Consider the following 19379-nt stretch of genomic DNA (forward strand, 5'->3'; position numbering starts at 1 on the left):
ATCGGATTTATCGCCCGGCGGGGTATTCGCGCACTTACGGGGGATCCGGCCGGGTTCAGAGCGCGAACAGCAGGCCCGCGCTCAGCAGGACGACCAGCGCGGTCGCGAAGTGAATGCCGAAAGCGGTCGCCTTGGTACCGCCATTGCGCAGCACGATCACCGTGTCGCCGAACGGGGCCAGGGCGACCACCAGCATGAACCAGGCCTCAGCGGTTGCTCCGGCGAACGCCAGCAGCGCCAGGCCGACCAGGCCGTAGGTGGCATCGCGGACGCCCTTGACCGACAGGTAGGCCGCGGCACCGCCGCCCTCGACGGCCACCCCGTAGCCGGCCGCCGCCAGCCTGGGCTGCAGCAGGAAACGGCCGCCGATGAACAGGATGAACAGGTTCAGGACGATGGCCAGCCCGTAGGCGATGGGGGTGAGCATGTCGCATCTCCGCTTCATTTCTAGCATTGCTAGGATTCCTGTCAACGCTAATCCTAGCAGTGCTAGGATTGCAAGCATGACTAGCGAGGGCCGGCGGGAGCGCGATCGGGCAGTGCGGGAGCGGCTGATCATCGCCGCGGCGCGGGAGCTGGCGGAGACGCAGGGCTGGGAGGCGGTGACCACCCGGCGCCTGGCCGAGCGGGTCGAATACAGCCAGCCGGTGCTGTACAGCCACTTCAAGAGCAAGGACGCGATCATGGCGGCGGTCGCCATCGAGGGGTTCGCGGACCTGGCCTCGGAGCTGGTCGAGGCTCGCAACGGCGCCGACACCGGCCGCAACCGCGCCGCACTCGACGCCCTGACCGCCGTGGCCACGGCCTACCTCGACTTCGCGGAGCGCCGCCCGGCCCTGTACGACGCGATGTTCTCCCAGGCCATCGCCATCCCGTTCGCCAAGCCCGAGACCCCCGAGCCGTTGCGGGCCGGGTTCGGCGCGCTGGCCGACGTCCTCGCCCCGTTCGCGACCCCGGACGAGCTGGGCCTGCTCACCGAGACGCTGTGGGCCACCCTGCACGGCCTGGTCACCCTGACCCGCGGCGACCGCCTGCCCCGCGAACTGCAGGACCGCCGCCTGGCCATCCTGCTGTCCCGCTTCACGAAATAGCCCGCCCATCAGGCGGCGAACCAACCACCCCGCCCATCAGGCGGCGAACCAACCCACCCGCCCATCAGGCGGCGCACGAACCAACCAGCCCGCCCATCAGGCGGCGCACGAATTAACCAGCCCGCCCGCCAGGCGGCGCACGAACCAACCAGCCCGTCAGGCGGCGGTCGTGGCGACGGCTCGGCGGACGGCGGCCAGAGACTCCTCGATGTCGGTGGCGTCGGTCGACCAGTTGCTGACCGAGATGCGCAGGATCGTGCGGCCGCGCCAGCGGGAGCCGGACATCCACGCGCGGCCCTCGGCGAGCAGCGCGCGGGTCACGGCGGCCGTGCGGTCGTCGTCGCCGAAGGCCACGCACACCTGCGTGAACACCACGTCGTTGAGGACTTCGGCGCCCTCGATCCCGGCCATGCCCTCGGCCAGGCGGCGGGCGTTGCCGGCGAAGCCCTCGACCATCTCCGCCACCCCGCGCCGGCCCAGGGATCGCAGGGCCGCCCAGGCCGGGACGCCGCGGGCCCGGCGGGACAGTTCCGGTACCTTCTCGAACGGGTCGGCCGGGCCGCCGGGTCCGGCCGGTTCGATCAGGTAGCTGGCCTCGACGCCCATCGCGGCCCGCAGCGCGGCCGGGTCCCGCACGATCACGATGCCGCAGTCGTACGGGACGTTGAGCGTCTTGTGGCCGTCCGTCGCCCACGAGTCGGCGCGGTCCAGGCCCGGCACCAGGTGGCGCAGGGACGGGGCGGCGGCCGCCCACAGGCCGAAGGCGCCGTCGACGTGGACCCAGGCGCCGTGGCGGTGGGCCAGGTCGGCGGCGGCGCCGATCGGGTCGAAGGCTCCACTGTGGACGTTGCCGGCCTGCAGGCACACGATCGCCGGCTCGCCGCTGCCCGCCTCGAGGGCCTCGGCCAGGGCGTCCAGGCGGAGGCGGCCCTGGTCGTCGGCGGCGACCGGGGTCGGCGCGCCCAGGCCCAGGTACCGCAGCGCCAGGTCCAGGGTGTCGTGGCGTTCGTCGCCGACGAGCACGCGGATGCGGGGTGCGCCGAACAGGCCGTCGAAGTCCACGTCCCAGCCGCGGCGGGCCAGCACGTGCCGGCGGGCGGCCGCGAGGCCGGTGAAGTTGGCCATCGTGGCGCCGGTGACGAAGCCGACGTCGGAGCCGGTGGGCAGGCCGAGCAGGTCGACGATCCAGGCGCCGGCCGCCTCCTCGAGGGCGGCGGTGGCCGGGGTCGGGTAGCGCATCGCCGCGTTCTGGTCCCAGGCGCTCACCAGCCAGTCGGCCCCGAGCGCGGCCGGCAGGGTCCCGCCGATGACCCAGCCGAAGAACCGTCCCGCCGGCATCGCCATCAGGCCGGGCTCGGCCGACCGGGCCAGCAGCTCGACCACCGCCGCCGGGTCCATCGGCTCGTCGGGCAGCGGGCCGCCGACGATCGGGGCCAGGGAGTCGGCGTCGGCAGTGGGTGGTACGGCCCGCGTGGCCAGCGAGCTCAGCCACGAGCGGGCGTGCGTGTCGGCCGCGGTCAGGGCGGCGTCGTAGGCGTCCTTGTTCGCGCTCATGCCCCATACTGTGCGCCTCCGGGCGGCGGCCGCGTCGAGGTCCACCTCCGATCCGGCGGACCGGCTGCGGTTATGCTGGCCGGCAGCGTCGCGGTGTACCCGGCTCGAAGATCGCCGAGGGCATGGAGGCGCGGGACCTTCAGGACCTGACATTGTCCGAGTTCAGCCCGCCGCGCCTCGCGGCACTTGGCAACCAGCTCATCGAGATCCACCAGCACCTGCGCTCGCTGCTGGCCGACAGCGCCGACCTGCCCGACTTCAGCCGTTCACTGCGCGCGCACTGCCTGGCGTTCTGCGGCGCGCTGGACCGCCATCACACGGGTGAGGAGCGCGGCGCGTTCCGGGCCCTGGCCGCGAGTCATCCATCGCTCCGCCCGGTCCTCGACGAGCTGCGCCGCGACCATGAGCAGCTCGCCGCCCTCCTGCGCCGGGTCGAGGCCAACCCCACCAAGGCCGAGCTGGCCGGCCTGGCCGCGGTGATGGAGTCGCACTTCACGTTCGAGGAGAAGCGTTTGGCGGCGGTACTGAACGAGCTGCCCTAACCGTCCGGGACCGAACGGTCGGTGACGGAACGTGATGGAACGCCGGTTGGGATGCACAGACCGTTCGGCATCTCATGGAGGTAGTCATGAAGCACAGAACAGGTCAGCTCGCCGTCACCCTCGCCGCGGTGACAGCCGCCGCGCTCCTCGCCGCACCGGCGCAGGCGGCCGCGCCGACGTTCACGATCTCGCCGGGTGGCACCTGGTCCGGGACCCGGGCCGCGGGCTCGACGGTCGGCATCCGCGACGCCGTGTCCAACCAGGTGACGCTGTGCTCGGGCCTGACGGTGTCGGGTTCGTTCACGGCGGGCGCGGGTCAGAGCGGTACCAACGCCGGATCTTTGACCGGAATCTCGTTCACCGGCTGCAAGGCCGCGGGCGTCGACGTCACGGTCACGGTGCACACGTCGGCCGCGAACCCGGCCCCGATCAACCTGAGCCAGGTCTTCCCGGTGGGCTCCGACGTCGTCGTCGGCCAGGCCACCAACATCTCGCTGACCCTGGACGACGCCAACGGCTGCCACGCCGAGGTGGGCGCCCGCACGACCAGCGGCGGCGGCCCCGGCTTCACCGGCCTGGCCTACCGCAGCGGCGACGCCCGGCTCTCGTTCGCCGCGGGCGGCAAGGGCCTGTTCGTGCAGTCCGCGACGGAGCGGTGCGCCAGCGCGTACCACGGCCTGGCGGTCAAGCAGTTCGACCGCATCTCGCTGGGCGGCTTCGGCGACTCGATCGAGGACTCCTCGGTCACCCTCACCCCGGCCCAGACGATCACGTCACCCTGATCGCGGCCCGGCCGGCTCCCGCACGCGGGGGGAGCCGGCCGGGTTCGCCTCAGAAGTGGTACGGCGTGCACCCGGGCGTGTAGTACCCGGTCACGACGGCGGCGTCGCCGGGCGCGGAACGGTCGCCGGCGGCGTCGACGGCCCGGACGGTGACCCGGTTCGGGATCGACGGCCTCCTGACCGCCCGGCCCGCCGACCCGGACGTCCGCGACAACGCGCTGCGGGCCCTGGCCCGGATCGGGGACCCGCGGGCGCTGCCCACGCTCTAGCACGTCTTCCGGACGGCACCGGACCGCCGCACCCGCCACACCGCCGGGCGGGGCATCGCCGCGATGGACGGGCCGCCGGGCCCCGACCTGCTCCAGCCGCACGTGCCGATCCCGGTGCAGCGGGCGTGCGTGTGGCTGCTCGGGCAGAAACCCGCATGGAAGCCGCACGACCGGCGGCGGCGCGGGTTGCGTAGTGGGGAGGCTACTGTGCGTGCGAATGCGGCCACCGCGCTGAGGCGGGTCGGGGATTTGGCTTAGCCTGTGCGCGTGGACGCGGATGTGATCGTGATCGGGGCCGGTCTGGCCGGGCTCGTGGCGGCGGCTGAAGTGGCGGACGCCGGGAAGCGGGTGATCCTGCTCGACCAGGAGGGGAAGCAGAGCCTCGGCGGGCAGGCGCACTGGTCGTTCGGCGGGCTGTTCTTCGTCGACTCGCCCGAGCAGCGGCGGCTGGGCATCCGCGACTCGGTCGAGCTGGCCTGGCAGGACTGGCTCGGCAGCGCGCAGTTCGACCGGGCCGAGGACGAATGGCCGCGCAAATGGGCGGAGGCCTACGTGCATTTCGCCGCCGGGGAGAAGCGGGCCTGGCTGCGCGCCATGGGACACCGCGTGTTCCCGGTCGCTTTGGTGGGCCGAGCGCGGCGGCGGGCCGGCGGACGGGCACGGCAACTCGGTGCCGCGGTTCCACATCACGTGGGGCACCGGGCCGGGGATCGTCGAACCGTTCGAGAAGCGGGTCCGGGCCAGCGCCAACGTCGAGCTGCGCTTCCGCCACCAGGTCGACGAGCTGCTGCCCGGCGGCGTGGTGCGCGGCACGATCCTGGAGCCGACCACCGTCCTGCGTGGACAGTCGAGCTCGCGCGCGAGGGCCGGCGAGTTCGAGCTCACCGCCGGCGCCGTCATCGTCACCTCCGGTGGCATCGGCGGCAACCACGAGCTGGTGCGCAAGGCCTGGCCGGAGCGGCTCGGTCCACCGCCGAAGACCATGGTTTCGGGGGTACCGGCACACGTCGACGGCCGCATGCTCGGCATCACCGAGGCCGCCGGCGGCCGCGTCATCAACCCCGACCGGATGTGGCACTACACCGAGGGCCTGCGCAACTGGGACCCGATCTGGCCCGACCACGGCATCCGCATCCTGCCGGGGCCGTCGTCACTGTGGCTCGACGCGACCGGCAAGCGCCTGCCGGCACCGTGCTTCCCGGGCTTCGACACGCTCGGCACGCTGCGGCACATCACCGCCACCGGCTACGACTACAGCTGGTTCATCCTCACGCAGAAAATCATCGAGAAGGAGTTCGCGCTGTCGGGCTCCGAGCAGAACCCGGACCTCACCAACCGCAGCGTCCGCCAGGTCCTGCAGCGGGTGAAGAAGGGCGCGCCCGCCCCCGTGGAGGCGTTCAAACAGCACGGGGCCGACTTCGCGGTCGCCGCCACGCTGGACGAGCTGATCGCCAAAATGCAACACATGGCTCCGGGGGTACCGCTGGACGCCGCCGAAATCACGAGAACCGTAGAAGCCAGGGACCGCGAGCTGGCCAACGCGTTCACGAAGGACGCGCAGATCACCGCCCTCCGCGGCGCCCGCAACTACCGCGGCGACAAGCTGATCCGCGTAGCCACCCCGCACCGCCTCCTGGACCCGAAGGCCGGCCCGCTCATCGCGGTCCACCTCAACATCCTGACCCGCAAAACCCTGGGCGGCCTCGAGACCGACCTCTCCGGCCGCGTCCTGCAGTCCGACGGCACCCCCCTCCCGGGCGTCTACGCGGCCGGCGAGGTAGCCGGCTTCGGCGGCGGCGGCATGCACGGCTACAACTCCCTGGAAGGCACCTTCCTGGGCGGCTGCCTCTTCTCCGGCCGCACCGCGGGAAGGGCCGCCGCCGCAGCGGTCTGACACCCGGAGAACTCCCACCACCCGGCGAGGACGAGAGAGACGGCCGCCTAGACCGTCGGCAACAGCGGCGCGCAACAATTCGAGCAGCACAACCGAGCCGCATCGACGACAACGCTCGAGTCCGGCCCGACGACAACGCCAGGCCGGGCCCGACGACAACGCCAGGCCAGGCCCGACGACAACGCCCGAGCCCGAGCCGACGACGCCCGGTCCGGACACGGTCCCATGCTTCGCCGCCTCCAAAACCACCGCCCACTCGACGAGCCCTCAACGATTCCCAATCGCCAACCGACCGCTCACCGCCCCCACCAAAACCCATAACGAACCGCAATTTGCTTTTGAATCGCCGCAGGCGCCACGGATCGTTACCACCGAAAGACGACCACAACGAACCCGCCGCATCATCTACGGACCGCAACCAACAAACCGCAACCAAACTACGGTATGGACCACGCTACCCGGTAGTTACCATCGGCCGAGCCCACAGCGCGGTGCCCCTCCAACCGGTGTAATGGGCGTCACACGGACAGCGGCAAGAAGGCCGATGTGCATGATCTTCAAACTTGCGATAATCAATATATGCGGGGGCAGATCAGCATTTTCGGCAAGCGCGAAGAGGCAACAATGCGCGACCGGACCCGATCGCGGAAATACAGCCCTATGGCCGAAGAGTTCCGCCGCGTACATAAAGAACAGCGCGACTGGGGTCTCGAACAACGGTACGCAGCCAAGCTCCGCCGAATCTACGGCGACAACGTGCCGTCGACCAAGGAGGAATGGCTGCAGGCGCGGCGGGCACAGCTCGCCGAACCGCCAACACAGCTCGCCGAACTGCCAACACAGCCCGTCGAACCCCCAGCACAGCCCCTCGAACCCTCAGCACAACCCCTCGAACCGCTAGTGCGACGCGTCGAACCCCTCGCGGAGGCGGAGGAGCCGGCGCAGGAAGAAGAGCCGGCGCAGGCGGAAGAGTTTGGGCGGGTGGAGGAGCTGGAGCCGGAGTCGGTTGAGGAGTCAGAGCCGGTCGAGGAGGGGGCGAGGAGCGCGTCGGTCGCTTCTGACGTTGACGAATTTGAGGGCTCCTGCGCTGCGGAGTCGGGTGTGGTGGAGGATGTTGGGCGGTATCGGTCTCCTTGCTTGGCCTCGCTGTCGCGTTGGCGGGGTGGCTTGGGTGATGGCCGTGTTTGGGTGTTCGCTGGGTGTCGTGCGCATGGGCCGCCGGGTTCGGGATTTTCCGGTTGGAGGGGCACCGCTATGTGGGCTCGGCCGATGGTAACTACCGGGTAGCGTGGTCCATACCGTAGTTTGGTTGCGGTTTGTTCGTTGCGGTCCGTAGATGATGCGGCGGGTTCGTTGTGGTCGTCTTTCGGTGGTAACGATCCGTGGCGCCTGCGGCGACGGGAAAGAGATTGCGGTTCGTTGTGGGTTTTCGTGGTGGCGATTCTTGGCGCCTGCGGCTCCGGCAAGCGGATTGCGATTCGTTGTTGGTTTTTGTGGTTGCGATTTGTGGTGCCTGCGGCTCCGGGAGGCGTTTTGGTTGATTGATTGTGCTCTGAGGGACTTTCGCTCTGCGGTGGTGTGATCGCGGGGTATGTCGTGTCGGTGTGGTGGCTGTTGACTGTGCGCGGCCGGTTCCTGGGCGGGGGGTTCGGATGGGCTTCGTGGCTGAGCGGCGGTTGTCGCGCGGCGCCGGTAGAGTGCGCTGGCATGCGACTACCGCCCCTCTCGGGACTGCTGGCGCTCGCGGCGACCGTTCCCGGGGTGGTTGTCGCGCTGGCCGGGATCGAATTGGCTGCGCCCTTGGCTGCGCTCGTGTTCGGTGGGGCGATCATCGGGGCGGCGTTCGTGCTCGCCTGGGCGGCTGAGGCGGCTCAGGTTGATGTGTCGGCGGGGCTGGCGGTGGCGGTGCTGGCGCTGATCGCGGTGCTGCCCGAGTACTCCGTCGACTTCGTGTTCACGTGGCGCGGCGGTGAGGCGGCGGCCCAGTACGGCGCGGAGTGTGCTCCTGCGGGCGGTGACAGTACCCCCGCATGCTCTTTGGCTTTGGCCAACATGACCGGGGCCAACCGGATCCTGGTCGGAATCGGCTGGTGCGTGGTTGTGCTCATCGCCTGGCGGCGGTCGAAGGAGCGCGGGATCACGCTCGGGCGCGCGGACGCGGTGCCGCTGGCGTTCCTGACCATCGCGTCGCTGTACTGCCTGATCCTGCCGTTCAAACGCACGCTGACGCTGTGGGACACCGCCGTGCTGGTCGCCATCTTCGTCGCGTACAGCTGGCGGGTGTCGCGGGCGCCGGCCGGGGAGCCGGACCTGATCGGGCCGTCGGCGTGGGTCGGCGGGCTGGGCAAGGTGCCGCGGAGGGCCACCGTCATCGGGCTGTTCCTGGTGTCGGCGGTGGTCATCCTGCTCGCCGCCGAGCCGTTCGCGGAGTCCCTGGTCGACACCGGCCAGGAGCTCGGAATCAGCGAGTTTCTGCTGGTGCAGTGGGTGGCGCCGCTCGCCTCGGAGGCGCCGGAGCTGCTCGTCGCCGGCCTCTACGCGTACCGCCTGCACACCACCGAGGCCCTCGGCGCCCTGGTGTCCTCGAAGGTCAACCAGTGGACGCTGCTGGTCGGCACGCTGCCGGTGGTGTTCGCGGTGTCCAGCCGCGGCTGGTCGGGGCTGCCGATCGAGCCGGCCCAGCGCGGCGAGCTGCTGCTGACCGCGTCGCAGTCGCTCCTCGCGATCGCGTTGCTGCTCGGGCTGACGCTGAGCCTGCGGGCGGCGCTCGTGCTGCTGGGGCTGTTCCTGGTGCAGTTCGTGCTGGGGGCGGTGCTGCCGGCGGACTGGCATGACCGTGAGCTCGTGGGCCTGAGCGGGGTGTATCTGCTGCTGGCCGTCATCACCGTCGTGCGCAAGCGCGCGTGCCTCGTGCCGATGCTGCGCGACGGGCTGCTGAGCCGCTACAGCGACCTCGGCGGCGACCTGCGCTGCACCACGACCGGCGGCGGGCGGTTGCGGCTGCGGACGCGCCTCAAAGAAGTGCTGCCCATCGGGCGGTAGGGCGCGGGCTGCCGTAATCTGCCACGCGTGACGGAACGACGGCGGCTCACCAGCCAGCGGCTCTTCGCCCTGACGATCGGGGCGATGACGCTGCTCATCGTGCTCGGGTCGTGGGCCGGCTACGCCTCGCTGGCCGACACCACCCGGGTCTCCGACCGGCTGCAGCTGAAGATCTCCCCCGCCGCCACGGCCGTCGTCGAGCTCGGCGCCGCCCTGGTCGACCAGGAGACGGCGGTGCGCGGCTTCGTCCTCGCCCGCGAGCAGCAGTTCCTCGCCCCCTACAACGAGGGTGTCACCACCGAGCAGCGCATCGCCAACCGGCTGCGCACCCTGCTCGCCGACGAGCCGGCCGCGCTGCGGGGCCTCGAGGACGTCGAGCGGGCCGCGACCGCCTGGCGCGCACAGTTCGCCCAGCCGCTCATCGCCGACCCCGACCCGCGGTCGCCGCTGGTCGTGACCAGCAAGACGGCGTTCGACGGCATCCGCGGCGGGGTCACCGCGCTGCAGCAGCGGGTCGACGAGGCCCGCGCGGCCGGCCGCAAGGCCCTCGACAGCTCACGGCGCAGCCGGGACACCATCTTCGCCATCATCGTCGCCGGCCTGCTCGCCGGGCTGTTCGTCATCGCGCTGCTGCTGCAGCGGCTGATCTTCCGCCCGCTGGACCGGCTGCAGTCGGCGGTGCGGCGGGTCGCCGACGGTGACTTCGAGCACCGGGTGCCGGCCGCCGGCCCCGCCGATCTCGCGCAGCTGGGCGCGTCGGTGGAGGCGATGCGGGAGCGGGTGGTGACCGCCCTCGCCGAGAGCCGTGCGCAGGAGGAGCGGCTGCGGCGCTCCAACTCCGACCTGGAGCAGTTCGCCTACGTCGCCAGCCACGACCTCCAGGAACCCCTGCGCAAGATCGCTTCCTTCTGTCAAATGCTGCAGCGTCGGTACTCCGAGCAGCTCGACGATCGCGCCCGCCAGTACATCGCCTTCGCCGTCGACGGCGCGACCCGCATGCAGGCGCTGATCAACGACCTGCTCGCGTTCTCGCGGGTCGGCCGCGTCTACGACAACGTCACCGACGTCGACCTGTCCGCCACCATGCGCCGCGTCCGCAACGACCTCGCCGTCCGCCTGGAGGACACCGACGCGACCGTCGAAACGCCGGACCTTCCCGTGGTACAGGGTGATCCGACCCTCCTGGCGATGCTGTGGCAGAACCTGATCAGCAACGCCGTCAAGTTCCGCAAGCCCGACGAGCCCCCGAAGATCACCGTCGAGCTCGGCCAGGCGGACGGCTTCTACGAGTTCGCGGTCCAGGACAACGGTATCGGCATCGAACCGCAGTTCGCGGACAAGATCTTCGTCATCTTCCAGCGCCTGCACCCCCGCGACGTCTACCCGGGGACGGGCATCGGCCTGGCCATCTGCAAGCGCATCGTGGAGCACCACGGCGGCCGGATCTGGCTGGACCCGACCAGCACCGACGGTGCCCGCATCTGCTTCACCCTGCCGGTGCCGGCGCCGATCCCGGAGCCCGCTACAGCGTGACCACGACCTTCCCGTGCACGTGCCGGTCCGCCTGCAGTGCCACGGCGTCGCGGACCCGCTCGACCGGGAAGCTCGCCGCGATCGGCACGGTGAGCCGCTTGCCGAGGACGGCGTCGAGGAGCCGCCCCATCTCGTCCGGCCCGGCCTGAGCGCCGCCGGTCGCGCGCACGCCGCCGGGCGGGTTGGGCCCGGCCGCGACCGTGACGATCCGCTCCGGCCGCACGCCGAGCTCCAGCGCGGCCAGGGCCGTCTCGGTCCCGAACAGGTCGGCCGCGGCCGTCACGCCCGCCGGCACCCGCCCGGCCAGCCCCGGCCCGTAGGCGACCGCCTCGGCTCCCAGCTCCCGCAGGAACGGGAACGTGCTCTCGGCCGCGGTCCCGATCACGCGGGCCCCGGCCAGGGTCGCGAGCTGCACGGCGAACACCCCGACCCCACCGGCCGCCCCGCCGATCAGCACCGTGTCGCCCTCGCGCAGCCCGATCGTGGCGAGGGCGGCCGCCGCGGTCATCCCGGCCACCGGCAGCGTGGCCGCGACCTCATCGCTGATGCCGTCGGGCGTGCGCCAGAGCCCGTCCGGCGCCTCGGCCGGCGCCGCGAGCACGACGTGGTCGGCGACCGCCCGGGCGAGGGCGCCGCCGAACACCCGATCCCCCACGGCGAACCCTTCGACGCCGGGCCCGGCCTGGTCGACGACGCCGGCGAAGTCGTACCCGAACCCGGCCGGCACGGTGAGCCCGAACATGGCGGCCCGCTCGGGTGAGCGGACCAGCCCCCAGTCCATCGGGTTCAGCCCGGCGACGGTGACGCGGACCCGCACCTCCCCGGCCCCGGCCCGCGGCTCGGGAACGTCGAGCAATTCCAGGACCTCGGGCCCTCCGTACGACCGGTACACGACGGCACGACTCATGCGGCACCCCTCAAGTGATGGGACTTAGTCCCATCACCGTACACTCACACCATGGCCCGCTGGCAACCCAACGCCCCGCAGCGCCTCGCGCTGGCCGCGTTGGAGCTGTTCGAGGAGCGCGGCTACGACCAGACCTCGGTGATCGACATCGCGGAGCGCGCGGGCCTCACGAAGAGCACGTTCTTCCGCCACTTCCGCGACAAACGCGAGGTCCTCTTCGGCGGCGAGACCATGTCCGACCTCGTCACGGCGGCCATCGCGGGCGCCCCGGCGGCCGCCTCGCCGCTGGAGGCGGTGGCGGCCGCCATGGACGCCGCCGGCCGCGAGGCCTTCACCCCCGAACGCCGCGACTTCAGCCTCCGCCGCCGCGCCGTGATCGCCGCCCACCCGGAGCTCCAGGAGCGCGACGCCCTGAAGGGCCTCGCCATCACGGCCGCGATGACCACGGCCCTGGAACGCCGCGGCGTCGCCCCGCTGACCGCGACCGTGACGGCGCAGCTGGCGTCGCTGGCGGCGGCGATCGCGTATGAGCGCTGGAGCGCCCCGGCCAACACCGCCGACTACAGCACCACCGCGCGGCGGGCCCTGCACGAGGTGCGCAGCGCCGCCGCCGGCTGAGTATTCTGGGCGCACCATTGATGAGCGTGGAGGTGGCGTGCGAAGCGGGCTGACCGGCGTGCTCTCGGAGCCGGCCGCGAAACTCTACGAGCGCCTGGTGGTCAGTGGCGGGCTGTCCCTGGTCGACCATGCGGAGCTGGACGAGCGGGAGGAGGCGCGCGAGCTCATCGGGAAGGGTTTCGCACGCAAGCGGTACATCGGCGCGCCGCTGCTCGTGCCCGTGGAGCCGGCCCGCGCCCTCGACAACGCGCTGATCATGCGGCAGCGGCAGCTGCTCGACGAATACCAGCTGCTCGTCCGGCTCCGGGACGAGATGGACGCACTGCAGCAGGTGTACCGCACGACGTCGGCCCCCAGCGCGGAGATCGACGACCTCGTGCAGGTCATCACCGACCGCGCGGAGATCGGGGCGCTCTCGGTCGAGCTCGCCTTGTCGGCCCGCACCGACCTGCTGAGCCTGGAGACCGAGCACTTCAGCCGCCCGCCCGACCCCCGCTCGGCCCGGACCCTGCCGGCCGAGGTCGTCGAGCGGGGCGTGCGGTTCCGCAACATCTACAGCCGGGCCGTGCTCGAGATCGAGGGCGCCCGGGAGATGCTCCAGCGCTCGGTCGAGGCCGGTTGGGAGTGCCGGGTGTACCCGGAGCTGCCGATGAAGCTCGTGATCGTCGACGAGCGGGCGGCGCTGCTGCCGCTGAGCCCCACCGGGATGGAGGGCGCGCTGTTCGTCCGGGCCCCGGTCATCGTCGCCGCCCTCCGTGGCTACTTCGAGCTGCTGTGGTCGGCCGCCGTGCCCGTCGAGGGGGCCACGGTGAAGCTCACGCCGGAGCAGGACCAGGTGCTCCGGCTCGTGCTGACCGGCATGACCGACACCGCCATCGCCCGCCACCTCGGCATCAGCGAGCGCACCGTCCGCCGGCAGGTGAGCGCGCTGCAGGAGATCCTGCGGGCCGGCAACCGCGTAACGCTGGCCGCGACCGCCGTCCGCGACGGCTGGGTCGAGTGATCATCACTGCCACTCGTAGGGTGCGGTGCAGCCCTTGGGCACCCTGGTGATGGCTTCCGGGTCCACCCGGCCCGGCACCACCAGCCGGGTCCAGCCGGCGGCGGCCGCCGTCGCGTAGGACGTGAACGGGGCGGCGTTGGCCACGCAGGTCGGGGGCGAGGGCGGGACGTAGGCCTGCTGCCGTACCTCCGTGATCCGGCCCCGCACGTCGAGGCCGCCGAGGAAGTCCTCGCCGCCGGCGTACCCGCTCAGGAAGATCGGCAGCGTTCCGCTGTTCTTCGGCAGGTTGTCGGGGGCGGAGCCGCCGGACCGCCACGCCCGGCGGTGCTGCTGCCCGGAGATGACCTCGCCGTAGCCGTCGGAGACCGCCGACAGCGGCGGCCCGAGGTAGTGCTCGAACAGCGGCTTGTCCTCGACGAGCCCGCCGCCGACCGGCCGGAACACCTGAACCATGGTGTACGGCACCGGCGGCTGCGCCCCGCCCGTCGGGTCCTCCCCGACCGGCGGATAGTCGACCAGCAGCGCGTGCGGCGTCGCGAGCAGCAGCCGCACCGCGGACCAGTCCCGGGTGGCGTCGACGACCTCGGCCGGGCCGAGCATGGCGCCCGGCCCGGCCTGCACCCGCCGGACCAGCTGGCCGTCCCCCTCGACCGTCCAGAACGTGGTCGTGGTGCCGTCGGACGCGGCGGTCACCCGCGGCGTCCGCGCCCAGTCGCCGCGGTCGACCACCCCCAGGTCGTCGATGGTCGGCGTGGCGTCGGCGCAGCGGTACAGCTCGTGCAGCAGCCCGTCGGATGCGACCCCGAAGAGCCGCCGCTCGGCCGCGCCACAGCCGGAATCCGCGGCGGCCGGAGCACCCGGCACCACCACGACCACGGCGGCGACGGCCGCACCGGCGAGCACTCGCATCCAACGGCGATCACGCATACCGGCCAGGCTAGAGCCCCGGACCCCGCCACCGGGCACCCGCGGCGTGGCCGGACCCGGCCACTGGCCGGACCTGGCCGTCTCGAGCGGCCTGCATCAGGGACGCAGGACCACCTTGCCCGTCGCGCGGCGTTCGATCTTGCCCGTCCGCCCGCTCGAGCGGCCTTCATCAGGGGCGCAGGACCACCTTGCCCGTCGTGCGGCGTTCGATGAGGTCGGTGAAGGCCCGGGCGGCCTCGGCCAGGGGGTATTCGGCGCCGACCAGCGGGCGCAGGGCTCCGGCGGCGGTCAGGGTGAACAGCTCGCGCAGCGGCTCGGCGTAGGCGCCCGGCACCTCCAGAGCCGGACGGAGCCAGAAGCCGGCGACGGTGCGGTTGCGGTCGGCGAGCTCGCCCGGGTCGAGGGCGGGGCGGCCCTCGCGGGACGCGTTGCCGAACGTGACCAGGCGGCCGAACGGGGCCAGGACGTCCAGGCCGTCCGTGAACACCCGGCCGCCGATCGACTCGAGGACGACGTTGACGGGGCGGCCGTCGTTGGCGGCGCGGACACGGTCGGCGTATCCGTCGGGGGCGCCGTCGACGGCCGCGTCGGCACCCAGGGACAGGGCCAGCGCGCGGCGCTCGGGCGTCGAGGCGGCGGCGATGACCCGGCCGGCGCCGAAACTACGGGCCAGCTGCACGGCCAGGGACCCGACACCGCCGGCGGCCGCGTTCACCACGACGGTCTCCCCCGGAGCCAGCCGGGCACTGCTGCGCAGGACGTGCCAGGCGGTGAGCCCCTGGACGAGCAGGGCGAGCGCTTGGGTGTCGGTCACCTCGTCGGGTACCGTCGCCGCCGCGCCCGCCGCGACGACCGCCCGCTCGGCGAAGCCCCCGCCCGCGAAGGTGTGGGCGAGCACCCGGCGCCCGTCGGCGGTCCGGCCCACCACCTCGGTGCCGGGGATGAACGGCAGCGGGGGCGTGGGCTGGTAGCGGCCGGCGATCCGGCTCGTGTCGGCGAAGTTGACGCCGGCCGCGCTCACTTCGACCAGCAGCCCGTCCCCCACCGGCTCGGGCGCGTCCACGACCCGCAGGACCTCGGGGCCACCGAACCGCACGCACTGGATCGCTCGCACCGGGCCAGCCTAGCCACCGCGCAGCTCGGTGCGCTCGGCCACTATGAACGCGGCCAGTTCGATCCAGCGGTTGCCGCAGGCGCAGCGGCGGTATCGCACGATGCCCTCCGACGTGGAGTGCGCGGACTCGATCGCGGCCCGGGTCGCCGCCCGGCCGCAGGCGCTGCAGTGTTCCATGCCCCCAAGCGTGCTGTAATGGCCTTGTGCACTTCAACCATTACGGCGGCTCGGGGACGTTCCTGGCCGCCGATCTGCTCAACGTCGACGTGCTGGACGCGCCCGTGCTGCGGCGGCTGCTGACGTCACACGAGATGGCGTCCCGGGACGTCGACGCAGCTCAGGCCGCCGCTATCGGCTCCTGGCTGGAGGGGGTGCGGCCGCTGTTCGGGGAGCCGTCGGTGGAGCGGCAGATCACACTCGTGAACGGTCTGCTCGCCGCGGCCACGACGTCGGTGCGGGTGTCGATGCACGACGGCAACGGCCCGCACCTGCACTACATCACCGGCACCGACGACCCGGTCGCGCGGATCAGCGCCGCCATCGCCGGCGGCCTTGCCGTGGCCGTGTGCGGGGCGGGCGGGTCACGGCTGGGCCGGTGCTCCCGGGCCGGCTGCTCCGTGGTGTATGTCGACACGTCCCGCAACGGCCGCCGGCGCTTCTGCTCCACCGCCTGCGCCAACCGGGTCAACGTCGCCGCGCACCGCGCACGCGGGAAAAGTGTCGTACCCCGCGGGTAGCGTGAGCCTGGACGACCCGGATCCGAAGGTCCGCTTCTGGTGCGCGGAGCATCTCGCCGACGCCGGCCGGTCCGCCGACGCCGCCGACGCGCTGTGGGGTGTGGTCGATCGCAGTCCGGGCTCGACGCCACCGCGGCGCGAGCGTTGACGGCCCTGACCCTCCTCGCCGATCCACGCGCCGACGGCTACCTCGCCCGGGTCCGATCGCCCCGGCGGCCGACCCCGCAGCGGAGCCCTCGCCGGGCGACCAGATGGACGCGCTGCGGACCGCAACCGCCGGCCGGTCCGCAGCGATCACGAGACGAGCTGGGACTGGGAGACGAGCTGGGACTGGGAGACGAGTTGGGGCAGGTGGGGGACTGGCTCGGGTCGGTCAGGTGACCGGCTGGGGGTACGAGACCGGGCTGCGGTGGCCGGACTTGTCGAGCGCGCGGACGCCGAAGTGGACGTTGTCCTTGACCACGTCGATCGTGGCGGTCGTGACGTCGCCGACCGGGATCACGTGGGTCCAGTCGGGGGCGGTGGTCTCGCGCCACAGGATCTCGTAGCCGGCCAGGTCCGGTTCGGTGCCGCGGGTCCAGCGCAGCGTCGTGTCGTTGGTCAGGACCGCGGCCACGATGCCCACGCCGGCCGGGGCGGCCGGGGCCTGGGCCAGGGACCACAGGGTGGCCGCGTTGACCTTCGCCACCCGGGTCATGTAGGCGAAGTCGCAGAACTGGGGCAGGTCGCCGAACTGCTTGCCGTTCTCGACGCGGACGTCCTGGTGTTCGTGGTCGAAGTTCTCGCGGGGCTCGGTCAGGCGGGCCGCGGGGTAGCCCTGCTGCAGGAACGGGATGTGGTCGCTGCCGCGCAGGAACCGGTCGCGGCGCCACACGACGCGGACGCGCATGCCGGTCGCGTCGTTCTCGGCCACGTCGCGGACGAAGCGGCCCAGCTGGCGCGACGGGCCGTCGTCCTCGCCGCCCACGCTCTGGCGGGTCGCCGTCTGCGCGGGCGTCTCGCTGGTGGGGACGCCCTCGACGAAGAGGCGGACCGTGCGCGGGTCCGGTGCGGTGCCGTCCCAGGCCTGACTGGCGCCGACGATGTCGTTGCTGAACATCGCGGCCACCTTCGCGCCGGCCGCCTTGTACTGCGCGGCCAGGTAGGTCGAGCCGAACAGGCCCTGCTCCTCACCGGCGACGGCGGCGAACACGACCGTCGACTCCAGCGGGCGGCCGGCGAAGACGCGGGCCAGTTCCAGCACCACCGCCACCCCGGACGCGTCGTCGTCGGCGCCGGGGGCGTCGTCGGTGAAGTTCATGACGTCGGTGACCCGGGAATCGTAGTGGCCGGTGACGACGTGGATGCGCTCCGGCGACTGCGTGCCGCGCAGCGTGGCCACGATGTTCGTCACGGTCACCGGCTCCGGGTTGCGGGCGCCGGGCGGCTGGACGAACGACTGCCGCTCCACCGTCATCCGGCCGCCGGACCCGGCCGCGGCCGCCTGGAACTGCGCGTACAGCCAGTCCCGGGCCGCGCCGATGCCCCGCACCGGGTCGGTCTGGCTCGACAGGGTGTGCCGGGTGCCGAACGCCACGAGCCGGGTCACGGTGGCCCGGATGCGGTGCTCGTCCAGGTCGCCGAGCAGCCGCCGAAGGTCACGGTCGGGGGCCTGCGGCGTGGGCCGGCGCCCAGGGCCGCCGCTGTCGAAGTCGGCGGCCGGAGCGCCACCCGCCTCGGCCGCCTGCGCGGGTGCGGCCGCGGTCACGGCCAGGGCGGCGGCGGGCACGGCGGCGGTCGCCGCGGCCAGGATCGCGCGCCGTGTGGCGGCCGGCTGATCATGTCGTTCGCGATCGGTCTCCATACGACGCATCCTGGCCCGACGCCCACCGGAAGTACATGACGATCAATGTCCGGGGCGACGGGCGCGGGTGGTGACGAGGGGCCTAGACCGCGTCGGCCAGGACGTTGGCGATCGCCACCCGGGTCGGGTCGGGGTTGGCCCAGCTCCAGTTGGGGTGGGCGCGGTTGGTCAGCAGCACCAGCACGAGCCTGCGTTTCGGCTCGACGACGAGCTCGCAGCCGGTGAAGCCGGTGTGGCCGTAGGCGCCCGAGCCGGCCAGGCGGCCCATGAACCACGGCTGGTCGATCTCGAGGCCGATGCCGTGGGTGGAGCTGCGGTCGGGGCGGTCGACGTCGGTCGCCGGCAGGCCGCTGTTCTTGTTGGTCAGCGCGTTGCGGACGGTCGCCTCGGACAGGATGCGCTTGCCGTTGTACTGGCCGCCGCCGAGGAGCATCAGCCCGAGCACCGACAGGTCGGCCGCGGTGGTGAACATGCCGGCCGAGCCGGCCACGCCGCCGAGGACGTTGCAGATGTCGTCGTGGACGGTACCGCGCAGCAGGCCCCGCGAGGTGCGGGCGTCCGTGGCGACCAGCCGGGCGGCCCGGTCGGCGGCACTGAGCCAGCCGAGCGGTTTGAAGCCGGTGTCGCGCAGCCCCAGCGGGCCGGTGAGCTCGGTCTTGACCTGCTGCTCGAGCGGCTTGCCGGTGAGCTTCTCCAGGATCTGCTGGGTGAGCAGCAGGCCCAGGCTGGTGTAGCGGAACAGGGACCCGGGGGCGACGCCGGCGGCGAGGGGGGTCGACACGATGTACTCCCACCGCGCGGCCACGTCCGGCTTCTTCGACGTCTCCGGGATCGACGGGCCGACCGGCAGGCCGCTGGTGTGGGTGAGCAGCATCTGCACGGTGACGGCGGCCTTGCCCGGGCCGGTGAACGCCGGGAGGTACTGCGAGACGGGCGCGGCCAGGTCCAGCCGCCCACGGTCGGCCTGCTGCAGGGCGAGGATCGTGGTGTACACCTTCGTCACCGAGGCGACGTCGAAGATCGAGTCGGGGCGCATCGCCACCCGGGACTTGGCCGGCAGCTCGACCGGGCCGGCGCCCCAGTGCAGGGCGTCACCGACGGCGGCGTGGGTCGTCACCTTGCCGCCGACGTTGACCAGGACGACGGCGCCCGCGTAGCCGGGGTGTTTCGGGTTCTCGGCGGTCGGCACCAGGTAGTGCCGCATGGTGTCGACGAGCTTGGCGCTGTAGGGCGCGCCGAGGATCTGGCCGTCAGCCGCTGCGGCCGAGCCGGACGGGTTCAGCCCGGCGACGCCGCCGGTGTCGGCGACCACCTCGGCCGCGACCGGGTCGTCCGCGGCGCCCGCCGAGGCCGACGGTCCGGCCCCGGAAGCGGGCGCGGCGTCGTCCCCGCAGCCGGCCAGACCGGCTACGGACGCGGCGAACCCGGCGCCGATCAGGGCACGCCGGCCGAGACGGCGACTTGGCAGCACGGCCGTGAGTCTCGCACGTGCGCAAGCGCGGGGCGTACCAGCCGAACAGCCG

At 72.5% G+C, this 19379-nt stretch carries 18 protein-coding genes and 1 pseudogene; 11 read left to right on the forward strand and 8 right to left on the reverse strand.

Annotation, left to right across the window (positions count from 1 at the left end):
• Nucleotides 1-55 precede the first annotated feature (55 nt).
• Nucleotides 56-427, reverse strand: coding sequence for a DUF4267 domain-containing protein (locus ACIA8L_RS32675; protein WP_395910448.1), 372 nt, complete (start codon nucleotides 425-427; stop codon nucleotides 56-58).
• 76 nt (nucleotides 428-503) lie between these two features.
• Between ACIA8L_RS32675 and ACIA8L_RS32680 the strand changes: the two genes are divergently transcribed.
• A complete protein-coding gene (locus ACIA8L_RS32680; protein WP_395910449.1) occupies nucleotides 504-1091 on the forward strand; it encodes a TetR/AcrR family transcriptional regulator in 588 nt (195 codons plus the stop codon).
• Nucleotides 1092-1247: 156 nt separating this feature from the next.
• On the opposite strand, the gene ACIA8L_RS32685 is transcribed toward ACIA8L_RS32680, so the two are convergent.
• The gene (locus ACIA8L_RS32685) at nucleotides 1248-2645 is read right to left on the reverse strand and encodes a pyridoxal phosphate-dependent decarboxylase family protein (RefSeq protein ID WP_395910450.1); all 1398 of its coding nucleotides are present in this window, start codon (nucleotides 2643-2645) and stop codon (nucleotides 1248-1250) included.
• Between the two features lie 122 nt (nucleotides 2646-2767).
• Here ACIA8L_RS32685 and ACIA8L_RS32690 point away from each other — a divergent pair, with 122 nt between their 5' ends.
• The 6 genes and pseudogenes from ACIA8L_RS32690 to ACIA8L_RS32715 all read left to right on the forward strand — a co-directional run bounded on the left by ACIA8L_RS32690 (nucleotide 2768) and on the right by ACIA8L_RS32715 (nucleotide 10707).
• Nucleotides 2768-3187: a hemerythrin domain-containing protein gene (locus ACIA8L_RS32690; RefSeq protein ID WP_395910451.1), complete on the forward strand. Its 420-nt coding sequence runs from the start codon at nucleotides 2768-2770 to the stop codon at nucleotides 3185-3187.
• 86 nt (nucleotides 3188-3273) lie between these two features.
• On the forward strand, nucleotides 3274-3969 hold the full coding sequence (locus ACIA8L_RS32695) for a hypothetical protein (RefSeq protein ID WP_395910452.1): 696 nt from the start codon (nucleotides 3274-3276) through the stop codon (nucleotides 3967-3969).
• 149 nt (nucleotides 3970-4118) lie between these two features.
• The gene (locus ACIA8L_RS32700) at nucleotides 4119-4238 is read left to right on the forward strand and encodes a hypothetical protein (RefSeq protein WP_395910453.1); all 120 of its coding nucleotides are present in this window, start codon (nucleotides 4119-4121) and stop codon (nucleotides 4236-4238) included.
• A 267-nt stretch (nucleotides 4239-4505) separates the two neighbouring features.
• Nucleotides 4506-6132 (forward strand): annotated as a pseudogene (locus ACIA8L_RS32705) (FAD-binding dehydrogenase).
• Between the two features lie 1707 nt (nucleotides 6133-7839).
• Nucleotides 7840-9174 (forward strand): sodium:proton exchanger, encoded by a 1335-nt coding sequence (locus tag ACIA8L_RS32710; protein ID WP_395910454.1) that lies wholly within the window; start codon nucleotides 7840-7842, stop codon nucleotides 9172-9174.
• 27 nt (nucleotides 9175-9201) lie between these two features.
• Nucleotides 9202-10707, forward strand: coding sequence for an ATP-binding protein (locus ACIA8L_RS32715; RefSeq protein ID WP_395910455.1), 1506 nt, complete (start codon nucleotides 9202-9204; stop codon nucleotides 10705-10707).
• Here ACIA8L_RS32715 and ACIA8L_RS32720 read toward each other — a convergent pair.
• The gene (locus ACIA8L_RS32720; protein WP_395910456.1) at nucleotides 10697-11614 is read right to left on the reverse strand and encodes an NADP-dependent oxidoreductase; all 918 of its coding nucleotides are present in this window, start codon (nucleotides 11612-11614) and stop codon (nucleotides 10697-10699) included. The two genes, ACIA8L_RS32715 and ACIA8L_RS32720, sit on opposite strands and share 11 nt — an antisense overlap.
• A gap of 51 nt (nucleotides 11615-11665) precedes the next feature.
• Here ACIA8L_RS32720 and ACIA8L_RS32725 point away from each other — a divergent pair, with 51 nt between their 5' ends.
• Together ACIA8L_RS32725 and ACIA8L_RS32730 are read left to right on the forward strand one after the other, a co-directional pair.
• A complete protein-coding gene (locus ACIA8L_RS32725) occupies nucleotides 11666-12232 on the forward strand; it encodes a helix-turn-helix domain-containing protein (protein ID WP_395910457.1) in 567 nt (188 codons plus the stop codon).
• A gap of 37 nt (nucleotides 12233-12269) precedes the next feature.
• Nucleotides 12270-13235: a LuxR C-terminal-related transcriptional regulator gene (locus tag ACIA8L_RS32730; RefSeq protein WP_395910458.1), complete on the forward strand. Its 966-nt coding sequence runs from the start codon at nucleotides 12270-12272 to the stop codon at nucleotides 13233-13235.
• A gap of 3 nt (nucleotides 13236-13238) precedes the next feature.
• Here ACIA8L_RS32730 and ACIA8L_RS32735 read toward each other — a convergent pair whose 3' ends face one another.
• The 3 genes from ACIA8L_RS32735 to ACIA8L_RS32745 form a co-directional block, all read right to left on the reverse strand.
• Entirely contained in the window at nucleotides 13239-14162 is a 924-nt protein-coding gene (locus tag ACIA8L_RS32735) for a hypothetical protein (RefSeq protein ID WP_395910459.1), read from the reverse strand.
• Nucleotides 14163-14331: 169 nt separating this feature from the next.
• Complete coding sequence (locus ACIA8L_RS32740; protein WP_395910460.1) at nucleotides 14332-15276, reverse strand: NADPH:quinone oxidoreductase family protein; 945 nt, start codon at nucleotides 15274-15276, stop codon at nucleotides 14332-14334.
• 9 nt (nucleotides 15277-15285) lie between these two features.
• Complete coding sequence (locus tag ACIA8L_RS32745) at nucleotides 15286-15453, reverse strand: hypothetical protein (protein WP_395910462.1); 168 nt, start codon at nucleotides 15451-15453, stop codon at nucleotides 15286-15288.
• Between the two features lie 26 nt (nucleotides 15454-15479).
• Between ACIA8L_RS32745 and ACIA8L_RS32750 the strand changes: the two genes are divergently transcribed.
• Entirely contained in the window at nucleotides 15480-16013 is a 534-nt protein-coding gene (locus tag ACIA8L_RS32750) for a CGNR zinc finger domain-containing protein (protein WP_395910464.1), read from the forward strand.
• Nucleotide 16014: 1 nt separating this feature from the next.
• Nucleotides 16015-16161 (forward strand): hypothetical protein, encoded by a 147-nt coding sequence (locus tag ACIA8L_RS32755; RefSeq protein WP_395910465.1) that lies wholly within the window; start codon nucleotides 16015-16017, stop codon nucleotides 16159-16161.
• Nucleotides 16162-16386: 225 nt separating this feature from the next.
• On the opposite strand, the gene ACIA8L_RS32760 is transcribed toward ACIA8L_RS32755, so the two are convergent.
• Both ACIA8L_RS32760 and ACIA8L_RS32765 read right to left on the reverse strand, forming a co-directional pair.
• Complete coding sequence (locus ACIA8L_RS32760) at nucleotides 16387-17856, reverse strand: M20/M25/M40 family metallo-hydrolase (protein ID WP_395910467.1); 1470 nt, start codon at nucleotides 17854-17856, stop codon at nucleotides 16387-16389.
• Nucleotides 17857-17938: 82 nt separating this feature from the next.
• On the reverse strand, nucleotides 17939-19327 hold the full coding sequence (locus ACIA8L_RS32765; protein ID WP_395910469.1) for a serine hydrolase domain-containing protein: 1389 nt from the start codon (nucleotides 19325-19327) through the stop codon (nucleotides 17939-17941).
• Nucleotides 19328-19379 lie beyond the last annotated feature (52 nt).

Source organism: Dactylosporangium sp. NPDC051541 (assembly GCF_044454505.1).
Taxonomy (GTDB): Bacteria; Actinomycetota; Actinomycetes; order Mycobacteriales; family Micromonosporaceae; genus Dactylosporangium.

What these genes read in the sequence shown, in the direction of transcription:
- ACIA8L_RS32675 (WP_395910448.1), bottom strand. Translation starts at nt 427, where the DNA reads ATGCTCACCCCCATCGCCTACGGGCTGGCCATCGTCCTGAACCTGTTC.
- ACIA8L_RS32680 (WP_395910449.1), top strand. Translation starts at nt 504, where the DNA reads ATGACTAGCGAGGGCCGGCGGGAGCGCGATCGGGCAGTGCGGGAGCGG.
- ACIA8L_RS32685 (WP_395910450.1), bottom strand. Translation starts at nt 2,645, where the DNA reads ATGAGCGCGAACAAGGACGCCTACGACGCCGCCCTGACCGCGGCCGAC.
- ACIA8L_RS32690 (WP_395910451.1), top strand. Translation starts at nt 2,768, where the DNA reads ATGGAGGCGCGGGACCTTCAGGACCTGACATTGTCCGAGTTCAGCCCG.
- ACIA8L_RS32695 (WP_395910452.1), top strand. Translation starts at nt 3,274, where the DNA reads ATGAAGCACAGAACAGGTCAGCTCGCCGTCACCCTCGCCGCGGTGACA.
- ACIA8L_RS32710 (WP_395910454.1), top strand. Translation starts at nt 7,840, where the DNA reads ATGCGACTACCGCCCCTCTCGGGACTGCTGGCGCTCGCGGCGACCGTT.
- ACIA8L_RS32720 (WP_395910456.1), bottom strand. Translation starts at nt 11,614, where the DNA reads ATGAGTCGTGCCGTCGTGTACCGGTCGTACGGAGGGCCCGAGGTCCTG.
- ACIA8L_RS32725 (WP_395910457.1), top strand. Translation starts at nt 11,666, where the DNA reads ATGGCCCGCTGGCAACCCAACGCCCCGCAGCGCCTCGCGCTGGCCGCG.
- ACIA8L_RS32735 (WP_395910459.1), bottom strand. Translation starts at nt 14,162, where the DNA reads ATGCGTGATCGCCGTTGGATGCGAGTGCTCGCCGGTGCGGCCGTCGCC.
- ACIA8L_RS32745 (WP_395910462.1), bottom strand. Translation starts at nt 15,453, where the DNA reads ATGGAACACTGCAGCGCCTGCGGCCGGGCGGCGACCCGGGCCGCGATC.
- ACIA8L_RS32760 (WP_395910467.1), bottom strand. Translation starts at nt 17,856, where the DNA reads ATGGAGACCGATCGCGAACGACATGATCAGCCGGCCGCCACACGGCGC.